At 64.6% G+C, this 12,560-nt stretch carries 6 protein-coding genes and 3 rRNA genes; 4 read left to right on the top strand and 5 right to left on the bottom strand.

Translation table 11 applies throughout. From position 1 onward, the window contains the following. Window positions 1-21: 21 nt before the first annotated feature. Window positions 22-1,437, bottom strand: coding sequence for a HAMP domain-containing sensor histidine kinase (locus JIAGA_RS30390; protein WP_035812634.1), 1,416 nt, complete (start codon window positions 1,435-1,437; stop codon window positions 22-24). Beyond that, complete coding sequence (locus JIAGA_RS0116925; RefSeq protein WP_026876584.1) at window positions 1,434-2,120, bottom strand: response regulator transcription factor; 687 nt, start codon at window positions 2,118-2,120, stop codon at window positions 1,434-1,436. The genes JIAGA_RS30390 and JIAGA_RS0116925 overlap by 4 nt, the downstream gene beginning before the upstream one ends. A 690-nt stretch (window positions 2,121-2,810) precedes the next feature. Here JIAGA_RS0116925 and JIAGA_RS0116930 point away from each other — a divergent pair. The 3 genes from JIAGA_RS0116930 to rrf all read left to right on the top strand — a co-directional run bounded on the left by JIAGA_RS0116930 (window position 2,811) and on the right by rrf (window position 8,091). Beyond that, window positions 2,811-4,333: ribosomal RNA gene (locus tag JIAGA_RS0116930) — 16S ribosomal RNA — on the top strand. Window positions 4,334-4,713: 380 nt separating this feature from the next. Continuing rightward, window positions 4,714-7,822, top strand: a 23S ribosomal RNA gene (locus JIAGA_RS0116935). Between the two features lie 152 nt (window positions 7,823-7,974). Next, window positions 7,975-8,091, top strand: a 5S ribosomal RNA gene (gene rrf / locus JIAGA_RS0116940). Together the 16S, 23S and 5S rRNA genes form the textbook arrangement of a ribosomal RNA operon. A gap of 347 nt (window positions 8,092-8,438) precedes the next feature. Here the strand turns inward: rrf and JIAGA_RS0116945 are convergent. Beyond that, on the bottom strand, window positions 8,439-9,356 hold the full coding sequence (locus JIAGA_RS0116945) for an AEC family transporter (RefSeq protein ID WP_026876585.1): 918 nt from the start codon (window positions 9,354-9,356) through the stop codon (window positions 8,439-8,441). Window positions 9,357-9,615: 259 nt separating this feature from the next. Between JIAGA_RS0116945 and JIAGA_RS30395 the strand changes: the two genes are divergently transcribed. Then, complete coding sequence (locus JIAGA_RS30395; protein ID WP_084469746.1) at window positions 9,616-11,178, top strand: M28 family metallopeptidase; 1,563 nt, start codon at window positions 9,616-9,618, stop codon at window positions 11,176-11,178. A gap of 108 nt (window positions 11,179-11,286) precedes the next feature. On the opposite strand, the gene JIAGA_RS0116955 is transcribed toward JIAGA_RS30395, so the two are convergent. Together JIAGA_RS0116955 and JIAGA_RS0116960 are read right to left on the bottom strand one after the other, a co-directional pair. Further along, complete coding sequence (locus JIAGA_RS0116955) at window positions 11,287-12,159, bottom strand: SDR family oxidoreductase (RefSeq protein ID WP_026876586.1); 873 nt, start codon at window positions 12,157-12,159, stop codon at window positions 11,287-11,289. A gap of 4 nt (window positions 12,160-12,163) precedes the next feature. Beyond that, window positions 12,164-12,559, bottom strand: a complete 396-nt coding sequence (locus JIAGA_RS0116960) for a nuclear transport factor 2-like protein (protein WP_157553249.1) — start codon at window positions 12,557-12,559, stop codon at window positions 12,164-12,166. Between the last annotated feature and the right edge of the window lies 1 nt (window position 12,560).

Consider the following 12,560-nt stretch of genomic DNA (forward strand, 5'->3'; position numbering starts at 1 on the left):
TGAGACGTCTTTAGGGCCGGACTAAGAGCCGGCTGAGAAATCGTCCGGCGGCCGGAGCGGGAACCGTAGGGTCAGCACCGCGCCCCCGCCCGCCCGGTTCGCCGCGGTGGCCGTCCCACCGTGCTGCTCGGCCGCCTGCGCCACGATGGCCAGGCCCAGACCCGAGCCCTGTCGTTCGCGGGCGCCCTCACCGCGGTAGAAGCGGTCGAACAGCCGTGGCAGGTCGTCGTCGCGGATACCCGGCCCGCGATCGAGCACCCGGACCGTCGCCCACCCGTCGGCCGCTGCGAGCTGCACCTGGACCCGGCCGCCGTCGGGGCTCACCTGAACCGCGTTGCGGACCAGGTTCGCAATCGCGCGCTCCAGGGTCGCCGGGCGCACGGCCGCCTCGACCGGCCCGCCGCGGATCTCGACGGCGACGGTCGGGTTCACGCGCCGGGTCCGCGCCACCGCGCGGGCCGCCACCTCGCCGAGGTCGACGTCGAGGCAGGGCTCGTCCTCGCTGCCGCCACGGGCGAGGTCGACGATCTCCGCGACCATCTCCGACAGCGCCGCGGCCTCGGACTCCAGGTCGCGCAGCAGGTCGGCGCGGTCGGAGGTGGCGAGGGTCCGCTCGGGGTGCTGCTCGGCCCGCAACAGCACGCCGAGGTCGTTGCGCAGCGTGGCCAGCGGCGTTCGCAACTCGTGTCCGGCGTCCTCGACCAGCTGCCGCTGGCGGGTCCGGGCGCTGTCCAGGGCCGCCAGCATCGCATTGACCGAGCCGGCGAGCCGGACGACCTCGTCCCGGTCGCTGCCCTTGACCTCGATGCGATGCGCGAGGTCCTTGGTCGTGGCCACCTGCTCCGCGGCCTCGACCAGTCTGTCCACGCGGCGCAGACCCGCCCGGGCGATCACCCAGCCGAGGGCGCCGGCGACGGCCACGCCCACGCCGGCGATGGCGATGAGCAGCCAGACGATGCGCGTCATCGTCGCTTCCACGCCGTCGAGGGGTTGGACCAGGCGCAGTACGCCGCCGTTGTCGATCAGGGCGCTCATCACGCGGTAGTTGGCGCCGTCGATGGTCTCGGTGCGCAGGTGCGGGCTCTCGGTGTCACCATCGAGCAGTGCCTGCTCGGCGGTGTCGAGGACGAATGCGTCGACGTCCGCTCCGGGCGGGACGAGCTCCTTCACGATGCCGTCGGGATCGACCACCTGGACGCCGAGTGGTTCGTTCGCGATGACCAGCCCCGCCCGTTCGCCGTCGGCGGAGGTGCCTGCGGCGACGTCCTGCGACATGCTGGCCAGTCGGTCGATGTCGGGGAGCCGGTCGAGCAGCCGGTCGTCGATCTCGGCCAGCAGGCTGGAGCGGATCAGCAGCCACGCGGCGACCGACGCCGCGAGGACGGCCAGGGCCATCGCGCCCGACGTCAGCATGGCCAGGCGGGCTCGCAGTGTCATGGCGGCGGGTCCGCGGCGCGGACGGTGTAGCCGACCCCGCGGACCGTGTGCAGCATTCGCGGCTCGCCGCCGGCCTCCAGCTTCTTGCGCAGGTACCCGATGTAGACGTCGAGCGAGTTCGTCGAGCCGTCCAGGTCGCAGCCCCACACACCCTCGTAGAGCTGGGTTCGGGTGAGCACCTGACGGGGATGCCGCATCAGGAGCTCGAGCAGACCGAACTCGGTGCGGGTGAGCGTGATCTCCCGGTCCCCGCGGGAGACCTGCCAGGCACCTGGGTCGAGCCGAAGGTCGCCGACGACCAACGGCGGCTGGCCCGGGGTGGTGGCGACGCGCCGCAACATCGCCCGCAAGCGGGCCAGGAGCTCCTCGTGCGCGAAAGGCTTGACCAGGTAGTCGTCGGCGCCCGCATCCAGGCCGAGGACCCGGTCGCGGACCGCGTCGCGCGCGGTGAGCATCAAGACGGGGGTGAGGTCACCGTCCCGCCGCAGTCGCCGGCACACCTCGATGCCGTTGAGACGCGGCATGACGACATCCACCACGAGGACGTCCGGGCGGACGTCGGGCACCCGGATCAGCGCCTCGACGCCATCGGCCGCGGTCGTCACGGCGTAGCCCTCGAAGCGCAACGACCGCGCCAGGGATTCCCGAAGTACTGGTTCGTCGTCCACGACAAGGACCCGCACGTGCATCAGTGTGGACGGGCTCCTTAAGAGCAGCCTGAGAAGACGATCCGGCTTCAGCGCCCGGTGCGACGGGCCCGCATGACACCCGGCGCGACGGCCCGACACGCGGCTCAGCAGCGGATTTGACGTGTGTGGCGTGATCTTTGTAAGTTCTCCGTCGGCTCGTGAGAGCGCGGAACGCCTTCGGGCGGGCCGGACTCGCGAAGCCAAACCCGCGCGAACGACGGTAGTGGCAGGCGTATGCCTGTGGCTCCCGGCGCTCCGCATGCTGGTGAGTTTCATCCGGCAACTCGGATCGGCCGACACGGTTGATCGGGGGCACCGGATGGGGTAAGCTAGCAGGGTTGCCCGGGCAAGGATCTCATGATCGTCGCCTCGGTCGAATTCGAGAAAGACGCGGATTTGACTAGGAAGACCGGGAAAACCTAAAGTTAAACCATCGCCTCACGGCGAGTTTCGAAAGAAACTCAAGCGAGTGCGTCCGATTTTTGAGAACTCAACAGTGTGTTTTTGATGGTTGTTTGTTGACGCCAATTTAGTTTGTGTCCTCGTGCCTGCCCTGTTTGGGGTGGGTTTGGGGTTCCTTTGATGATGCGGCAGCCCTTGTTTGGGGTTGTTGTTATTGTTGGGGTTGTTCTTTTCATTGGTTTGGTAGCTCTGGCCTTTTGGGGTTGGGGTTGTCATATGTCATTGATGGAGAGTTTGATCCTGGCTCAGGACGAACGCTGGCGGCGTGCTTAACACATGCAAGTCGAGCGGAAAGGCCCTTTCGGGGGTACTCGAGCGGCGAACGGGTGAGTAACACGTGGGTAACCTGCCTTCAGCTCTGGGATAAGCCCGGGAAACTGGGTCTAATACCGGATATGACGCATCACCGCATGGTGTGTGTGTGGAAAGTTTTTCGGCTGAAGATGGACTCGCGGCCTATCAGCTTGTTGGTGGGGTAGTGGCCTACCAAGGCGATGACGGGTAGCCGGCCTGAGAGGGCGACCGGCCACACTGGGACTGAGACACGGCCCAGACTCCTACGGGAGGCAGCAGTGGGGAATATTGCGCAATGGGCGAAAGCCTGACGCAGCAACGCCGCGTGAGGGATGACGGCCTTCGGGTTGTAAACCTCTTTCAGCGCTGACGAAGCCTTCGGGTGACGGTAGGCGCAGAAGAAGCACCGGCTAACTACGTGCCAGCAGCCGCGGTAATACGTAGGGTGCGAGCGTTGTCCGGAATTATTGGGCGTAAAGGGCTCGTAGGCGGTTTGTCACGTCTGCTGTGAAAGCCCGGGGCTTAACCCCGGGTCTGCAGTGGATACGGGCAGGCTAGAGTTCGGCAGGGGAGACTGGAATTCCTGGTGTAGCGGTGGAATGCGCAGATATCAGGAGGAACACCGGTGGCGAAGGCGGGTCTCTGGGCCGATACTGACGCTGAGGAGCGAAAGCGTGGGGAGCGAACAGGATTAGATACCCTGGTAGTCCACGCCGTAAACGTTGGGCGCTAGGTGTGGGTTCCCTTCCACGGGGTCCGTGCCGTAGCTAACGCATTAAGCGCCCCGCCTGGGGAGTACGGCCGCAAGGCTAAAACTCAAAGGAATTGACGGGGGCCCGCACAAGCGGCGGAGCATGCGGATTAATTCGATGCAACGCGAAGAACCTTACCTGGGTTTGACATACACGGAAATCCGGCAGAGATGTCGGGTCCTTTTAGGGTCGTGTACAGGTGGTGCATGGCTGTCGTCAGCTCGTGTCGTGAGATGTTGGGTTAAGTCCCGCAACGAGCGCAACCCTCGTCCCATGTTGCCAGCGGGTTATGCCGGGGACTCATGGGAGACTGCCGGGGTCAACTCGGAGGAAGGTGGGGATGACGTCAAGTCATCATGCCCCTTATGTCCAGGGCTTCACGCATGCTACAATGGCCGGTACAAAGGGCTGCGATACCGTGAGGTGGAGCGAATCCCAAAAAGCCGGTCTCAGTTCGGATCGGGGTCTGCAACTCGACCCCGTGAAGTTGGAGTCGCTAGTAATCGCAGATCAGCAACGCTGCGGTGAATACGTTCCCGGGCCTTGTACACACCGCCCGTCACGTCATGAAAGTCGGTAACACCCGAAGCCGGTGGCCTAACCCCTTGTGGGAGGGAGCTGTCGAAGGTGGGACTGGCGATTAGGACGAAGTCGTAACAAGGTAGCCGTACCGGAAGGTGCGGCTGGATCACCTCCTTTCTAAGGAGCTTTCAGCTCCACATCGTCTGCCCCGTGTGGGTGGGGGTGTGGGTTGGTCGCTGTCGCAGGCGAGTGTTCTGCGGGCGATTGCTCATGGGTGGAACGTCAACGAACATGCCTCATTCGTCTGGTTGCGCCGACTCCCGTGTTGGGGGTTGGGGTGTCTGGTTGCGGGTGGGGCGAGACTGTTGGAGACACACTGTTGGGTCCTGAGAAATCGGGCCGCTGGTTGTTGTGGTGGTTCGTTTTCTGCGGGCTGGTCTTTCTCCATACCGGCCACACGCGAAGTTGTGTTGTGTGTGGTGTTTGGTGGGGGTTTGAGGCTGGTGCTGGTTGTTGTTTGAGAACTGTATAGTGGACGCGAGCATCTTCATCTTTGTGGTCAAGTTAGTAAGGGCACATGGTGGATGCCTTGGCACCAGGAGCCGATGAAGGACGTGGGAGCCTGCGATAATCCCCGGCGAGCTGGCAACCGAGCTACGACCCGGGGGTGTCCGAATGGGGAAACCCGGCGGCAGTCATGTGCCGTCACCGTCACCTGAACACATAGGGTGATCGGAGGGAACGTGGGGAAGTGAAACATCTCAGTACCCACAGGAAGAGAAAACAAGAGTGATTCCGTGAGTAGTGGCGAGCGAAAGCGGATGAGGCTAAACCGTGCGCGTGTGATACCCGGCAGGGGTTGCGTGTGCGGTGTTGTGGGGTTGCATTGACTAGTTGCTGCCGCGGCTGGTCTGGAGTGATCAATCGTTGTTGAAGTCGAAAGGTCTTGAGAGGCCTGGCGTAGAGGGTGGAACCCCCGTAGACGTAAGGCAACGACTCCAGTGATGTGATACCCGAGTAGCACGGGGCTCGTGGAATCTCGTGTGAATCTGGCGGGACCACCCGCTAAGCCTAAATACTCCCTGGTGACCGATAGCGGATCAGTACCGTGAGGGAATGGTGAAAAGTACCCCGGGAGGGGAGTGAAATAGTACCTGAAACCATGTGCCTACAAGCCGTCAGAGCGCTCACTTGTGGGTGTGATGGCGTGCCTTTTGAAGAATGAGCCTGCGAGTTAGTGGTGTGTGGCGAGGTTAACCCGTGTGGGGTAGCCGTAGCGAAAGCGAGTCCGAATAGGGCGTTTCAGTCGCATGCTCTAGACCCGAAGCGGAGTGATCTACCCATGGGCAGGGTGAAGCGGAGGTAAGACTTCGTGGAGGCCCGAACCGACCTACGTTGAAAAGTGGGCGGATGACCTGTGGGTAGGGGTGAAAGGCCAATCAAACTCCGTGATAGCTGGTTCTCCCCGAAATGCATTTAGGTGCAGCGTCGCGTGTTTCTTGCCGGAGGTAGAGCACTGGATGGCTGATGGGCCCTACAAGGTTACTGACGTCAGCCAAACTCCGAATGCCGGTAAGTGAGAGCGCGGCAGTGAGACTGCGGGCGATAAGGTTCGTAGTCGAGAGGGAAACAGCCCAGATCACCAGCTAAGGCCCCTAAGCGTGTGCTAAGTGGAAAAGGATGTGGAGTTGCGAAGACAACCAGGAGGTTGGCTTAGAAGCAGCCATCCTTGAAAGAGTGCGTAATAGCTCACTGGTCAAGTGATTCTGCGCCGACAATGTAGCGGGGCTCAAGCACACCGCCGAAGCTGTGGCAATCACACATGTATCTAGCCTTCGTGGTTCAGGTGTGTGGTTGGGTAGGGGAGCGTCGTGTGGCGGTTGAAGCGGCGGGGTGACCCAGTCGTGGACGCTACACGAGTGAGAATGCAGGCATGAGTAGCGAAAGACGGGTGAGAAACCCGTCCGCCGAATGACCAAGGGTTCCAGGGCCAGGTTAATCCGCCCTGGGTAAGTCGGGACCTAAGGCGAGGCCGACAGGCGTAGTCGATGGACAACGGGTTGATATTCCCGTACCGGTTGTGGCGCGACCATGCCGAGCCCGGTGATGCTAACCACCCGAACCTGTTTTTCCTCCTTCGGGAGGGTTGACGGGGGAGCGTGGGACCCGATCCGGTAGTAGGCAAGCGATGGGGTGACGCAGGAAGGTAGCCCATCCCGGGCGATGGTAGTCCCGGGGTAACAGTGTGGGGCCGTGGTAGGTAAATCCGCCACAGTAGTGCCCGAGGCTGGATGCCGAGCCGATTGCGGCGAAGTGGGTGATCCTATGCTGTCGAGAAAAGCCTCTAGTGAGTTCCATAGCCGCCCGTACCCCAAACCGACACAGGTGGTCAGGTAGAGAATACCAAGGCGATCGAGTGAACCGTGGTTAAGGAACTCGGCAAAATGCCCCCGTAACTTCGGGAGAAGGGGGGCCGGATGCGTGAACACCTTTACGGTGGGAGCGTTGAAGGCCGCAGAGACCAGGGGAAAGCGACTGTTTATTAAAAACACAGGTCCGTGCGAAGTCGCAAGACGATGTATACGGACTGACGCCTGCCCGGTGCTGGAACGTTAAGGGGACGAGTCAACCTTTCGGGGTGAAGCTCAGAACTTAAGCGCCAGTAAACGGCGGTGGTAACTATAACCATCCTAAGGTAGCGAAATTCCTTGTCGGGTAAGTTCCGACCTGCACGAATGGCGTAACGACTTTCCCACTGTCTCAACCACGGACTCGGCGAAATTGCACTACGAGTAAAGATGCTCGTTACCCGCAGCAGGACGGAAAGACCCCGGGACCTTTACTATAGCTTGGTATTGGTGTTCGGTTCGGCTTGTGTAGGATAGGTGGGAGACTGTGAAGCTGCGACGCCAGTCGTGGTGGAGTCAACGTTGAAATACCACTCTGGTCGTACTGGATATCTAACCTCGGTCCGTGATCCGGATCAGGGACAGTGCCTGGTGGGTAGTTTAACTGGGGCGGTTGCCTCCTAAAAGGTAACGGAGGCGCCCAAAGGTTCCCTCAGCCTGGTTGGCAATCAGGTGGCGAGTGCAAGTGCACAAGGGAGCTTGACTGTGAGACCGACGGGTCGAACAGGTACGAAAGTAGGGACTAGTGATCCGGCAGTGGCTTGTGGAAGCGCTGTCGCTCAACGGATAAAAGGTACCCCGGGGATAACAGGCTGATCCTGCCCAAGAGTCCATATCGACGGCATGGTTTGGCACCTCGATGTCGGCTCGTCGCATCCTGGGGCCGTAGCAGGTCCCAAGGGTTGGGCTGTTCGCCCATTAAAGCGGTACGCGAGCTGGGTTTAGAACGTCGTGAGACAGTTCGGTCCCTATCCGCTGCGGGCGCAGGAGACTTGAGAAGGGCTGTCCCTAGTACGAGAGGACCGGGACGGACGAACCTCTGGTGTGCCAGTTGTTCCGCCAGGAGCACGGCTGGTTGGCTACGTTCGGAAAGGATAACCGCTGAAAGCATCTAAGCGGGAAGCCTGCTTCAAGATGAGGTCTCCCACACGGTTGACGTGGTAAGGCCCCCAGCTAGACGACTGGGTTGATAGGCCGGACGTGGAAGCCCAGAAATGGGTGAAGCTGACCGGTACTAATAGGCCGAGGACTTGACCAACACACCCCCTTCCACCATGCGTGGAGGCGCGGGAAACGAAGACTGCGAAGCGTCCACTATACGGTTCTGAACCAACAACCACACCCCCACACCCACCCGACCCGGTCGGGGCCGCGGTGTGGGAGTCCGGTGCTGGTTGGTTCACAACACGTGCCGGCGGTCATAGCGAAGGGGAAACGCCCGGATCCATTCCGAACCCGGAAGCTAAGCCCTTCAGCGCCGATGGTACTGCCCTCTAGCGGGGGTGGGAGAGTAGGACACCGCCGGACACACAACCAAAGAAGAAGAAATGGTTTGAGGGAGACAACCCCCCAACCCCCACCCCTGACCAGGGGCCGGAGGCGTGTTGGGTGCGTGGTTGTCTCCCTCAAACCATTTCACCACCCACAACACACCCACACCACCCGCAGCACATCGCGCCGGTCCGCCTGTACGCCGTGCCGTCGGAGCTGACGCCGCCATCGCTGTATCTCACCGAGAGCGGCCCCGGCTACTGCCTGCACGGCAGGTCGACTGGGCCATTCGGCGCCATGGGCCGGACGAGGTCGACTTCTGGCTCGGCGTGGCCGCGGCGCGGCTCGGCACCGCTGTGGCCTGAGCGCGCGGCCGTACAAGGTCACCGCAGGACCGTCGCCACGAGCACCAGAACAGGCAGTGACACGACGGTGGTCACGAGGATCGATTCGCGCACCAACGTCATCGCCTTGCCGTACCAGACGGCGAAGGTCAGGGCGTTCTGTGCGGTGGGCAGAGCGGACAGCACGACCAGCGCCAGGAGCTCGTCGCGAGACAGATCGAGCAGCATTCCGAGGCCCAGCGCCACAGCCGGGTGAACCAGCGACTTCAGCGCGACCGCCAATGCCAGTGGCCGCCGGTCCGGCCCCCGTCCTGGCCACGACGCCCCGCACAGCGAGATGCCGAACACGATCAGCACCGCGGGAATCGACATCGACCCGACCAGGATGAACGGTTCCATGACCGGCGCGGGGATGGGCACGCTCGTGGCCGCGACAACGACGCCGGCCAGGGAACCGACGGTGACCGGGCTCTGCAGCGGTGTCAGGAACCGCCGCCAGAGCGGGAGTTTCGTCGCGGCGCCAGCCAGGTCCAGAATCGTCAACGCCACCGGGACGATGACGATCGTCTGCATCAAGAGGATCGGCGCGACCAGGGTCGCGTCACCCAGCACGTAGGCGGCGATCGGGATGCCCAGGTTGCCGGCGTTCACGAGGCCGGAGCAGAGCGCGCCGAGGGTTGTGTAGGACGCGTCCCAGCCGCGCCACCACCCGGCCAGGGCGAACACCGCCACCACGACGGCCACGCTGCCGGCGGTTGCGATCAGCGGCTTCGAGGCCAGGACGGCCAGGTCGGCGCCGGCGACGGTGTGGAACATCAGCGCCGGGCTGGCGACCCAGAACGCCAGCTTGCTGAGCACCATCGGGCCCGTCGGGCCGAGGACATCGCGGCGGCCCAGGAGGTAGCCGATGGCGATGATCGTGACGATGACGGCGAATCCGGTGACGACGCTGGTCATCGAAGCCGACTACCTCCCACGTGAGGTCGTGCGGGTGGATGACAACGTCGTCGATTCCATGGACTCTTCGACATGAAGGGTGTCATGTCGACCCCGGCGGCGCGTTCATGACCCCGTCGACGCGGCTTCCGGCGCGACATAACGTTTCGAATGCGGCAATCCAGGGTCTTCTGCGCATGCCTGGTCCGGGTATAGCGTCTCGGTCACCGTTTCCGGCCGGGGGCCGGCAGCCAGGAACCTGTGCAGGAGGTTGCCCACGATGCTGAATCGACCGACTCGACGCACTGCCGCCATCGCGACGGCTGGGGTGATGGCGGGCACGTGTTTGCTGGCCGTGCCTGCCGTCACGGCCACTGCCGCGAAGGACAACGTCCCGCTTCGCTCGCTCAACAAAGCCGTCACTCTCGAGGCCGTCCTGGATCATCTCGAGGCGTTCCAGAAGATCAGCGACGACAACGGCGGCAATCGCGCCTCGGGGTTGCCCGGCTACGCCGAGAGCGTCGACTACGTCGTCGAGCAGTTGCGTGCGGCGGGATACACCCCTGAAGTGCAGGAGTTCGAGTTCGAGTACTTCGACGAGCGGTCCGAACTGGAGCGTGTCACTCCCGAGCCGACCACGTTCGAGGAAGGCAGCGAGTTCATCCGCAACGACTTCGACACCGGCGTCCCCCAGGGTGAAGCTACCGGTGAGCTGGTCCCCGTCGACCTCCGCCTCGACGCGCCCAACCTGCCGGACAACACGTCGACCAGCGGCTGCGAGACCGAGGACTTCGCCGGGTTCCCGCAGGGCGGCATCGCCCTCGTCCAGCGCGGCACCTGCGGTTTCGCGCAGAAGGTGCTCAACGCGCAGGCCGCGGGCGCTGCCGCCGTCGTCGTCATGAACGAGGGCCAGCCCGGCCGCACCGGCCTGGTCGGCATGATCGGCGACGCCACCGGGCTCGCGGTCCCGGCGGTGTTCGCCACCTTCGACGCCGGCGCCGAGCTGGCCAGCACGCCGGGTGCGACGGTCCGCGTCGAGGTCGACTTCACCGCTGACATCCGCACCACCTGGAACGTGCTGGCCGAGACCCGCAAGGGCAACGACGACAACGTCGTCATGGCGGGCGCGCACCTGGACAGCGTGCCCGACGGCGCCGGGATCAACGACAACGGCAGCGGCAGCGCCGCCCTGCTGGAGACGGCCATCCAGCTGAACCGGCAGAACGTCAAGAACACCGTCCGGTTCGCGTGGTGGGGTGCTGAGGAGTCCGGGCTGCTCGGTGCCGAGCACTATGTCGCGAACCTCACCGAGGAGCAGCAGGCCGACATCGCGCTGTACCTCAACTTCGACATGGTCGCCTCGCCCAACTACATGTTCGGCATCTACGACGGCGACAACTCGGGCGGTACCGCGCCGGAAGGCTTCATCCCGCCAGGCTCGGCCGAGATCGAGGACGTGTTCGAGCGCATCTACGCCCGCCGCAACCTCGAGTTCAACGACAGCGAGTTCTCCGGCCGTTCCGACTACGGGCCCTTCATCGCGGTCGGTATCCCGGCCGGCGGGCTGTTCACCGGGGCAGAGGGCGTCAAGACCGAGGAGCAGGCCGAGATGTACGGCGGCGTCGCAGGCGTCGCGTACGACCCCTGCTACCACAACTTCTGCGACAACCTCACCGGCGAGGGCCAGGACGACGCCGTCTACGACGCGCTGCGGGCCGACTACGACCTGGTGGGCAACGTCAACACCGAGGCGCTGGACATCAACTCCGACGTGATCGCCTCCGCCGTGCTCACTTTCGCCTACGACACCTCCACGGTGAACGGCGTCAAGCCGCGACGCTGACCTCATACCGCCGACACGATGGCCGGCCGCTGGCGTTCCTCGCCAGCGGCCGGCCGTCGTCGTGCGACCGTGAGGCGGCCATCGTCGAGCAATCGATGCGGCGCGGCCTCAGTCCGGTGTGCCGGTTGCCTCCCGCGACGCCGTCATGCGGTAGATCAACCGCGGCGGGAGCAGGCGGGTGAGGATCCCGACGATCCGGGCGTCGCGGCCGACCAACCGGCGCGGCCGCGGGTTCCGGCCGCTCAGGGCGTCGACGATGACCGCGGCCAGCCGCTCCGGCGGAATGCCGCGGGCAGCCGTGCGTTCGGCGTCCGCGAAGCTCGTCCGCACCTGTCGCTCGTAGCGGCGCGCCTCCGGCGGCATCGCGGCCACCACCTCGTTGGCTGAGCGCAGCGCACGTTCCCAGATCGGCGTGGCCACGCTGCCCGGCTCGATGACCACCACCCCGATGCCGAAGGGCGCTAGCTCGGCGCGCAGGCTGTCGCTCAGCCCGACGATGCCGAACTTGGACGCGTGGTACGGGCCCACCATCGGCCCGGCGATCCGCCCGCCGATTGACCCGATCATGACGATGCGCGGTGGCCGTGAGCCCTCCGACCGCGCCCTGGTGGCTGCCTGGTGCAGCGCCGGGAGCATGGCCTGAGTCACTGACAACTGGCCGACCAGGTTGATGTCGAGCTGGCGGCGGAACACCGCAAGCGGCAGGAACTCCAGCGGTCCGGTCAGAGCGGCACCGGCATTGTTGACCAGCCCGTGCAACGGCCCGGCCGCGCGGACCTGCTCGCCGGCCGCGGCGACCGTGGCGTCGTCCTCGAGGTCCATGATCAGGGGAGTGACGCTCGCGCCGTGCTGCTCGCGTAGGCTCCGCGCATCCAGGTCGCGGCGGACCGTCGCCCAGACGTGATGGCCGGTGCGCACGAGCGCGGCGACGGTGGCGCGGCCGATACCGGTGGAGGCGCCGGTGACGACAACGGAACGCATGCCGTCACGCCCCGGGCGGGCAGGACTCGATAGGGAAGGTCTGGCTGAAGTAGCCCATGACCTCAGCCGCACCGGTGAGAACGACGGCGTCGTCGCGGTCGCCGGACGGCGGCATCCGGTTCACGAAGGTCGCCTCGGGGTGCAGCATCGCCCGGACGGCGGGGGCGTCCTCGCGCTGGAACGCGGCGACGAACTGGGCGGCGCGATGTTCGGTGCGGTACTCGGACCAGCCGTCGAACAGGCCGGCGGCTCGGCTGGTGGCGGCACTCGTGGCTCTGGCCGGACTCTGGACGTCGTCGTCGGACGACGCTGCCGTGGCAGTGCCCGCGGTGAGCAGCATGGCGCCGGCGACCACGAGAGGGCGCAGTCGGCGGGAGAGCGCGAAGAGAGAAGAGGTCATG

It is taken from the genome of Jiangella gansuensis DSM 44835 (genome assembly GCF_000515395.1).
In the GTDB taxonomy this organism is placed as follows: Bacteria; Actinomycetota; Actinomycetes; order Jiangellales; family Jiangellaceae; genus Jiangella; species Jiangella gansuensis.

Bases quoted from the DNA above. Each gene is read 5' to 3' on its own strand.
- JIAGA_RS30395 (WP_084469746.1), top strand. From the start codon at position 9,616: ATGCTGAATCGACCGACTCGACGCACTGCCGCCATCGCGACGGCTGGG.
- JIAGA_RS0116945 (WP_026876585.1), bottom strand. From the start codon at position 9,356: ATGACCAGCGTCGTCACCGGATTCGCCGTCATCGTCACGATCATCGCC.
- JIAGA_RS0116955 (WP_026876586.1), bottom strand. From the start codon at position 12,159: ATGCGTTCCGTTGTCGTCACCGGCGCCTCCACCGGTATCGGCCGCGCC.
- JIAGA_RS30390 (WP_035812634.1), bottom strand. From the start codon at position 1,437: ATGACACTGCGAGCCCGCCTGGCCATGCTGACGTCGGGCGCGATGGCC.
- JIAGA_RS0116960 (WP_157553249.1), bottom strand. From the start codon at position 12,559: ATGACCTCTTCTCTCTTCGCGCTCTCCCGCCGACTGCGCCCTCTCGTG.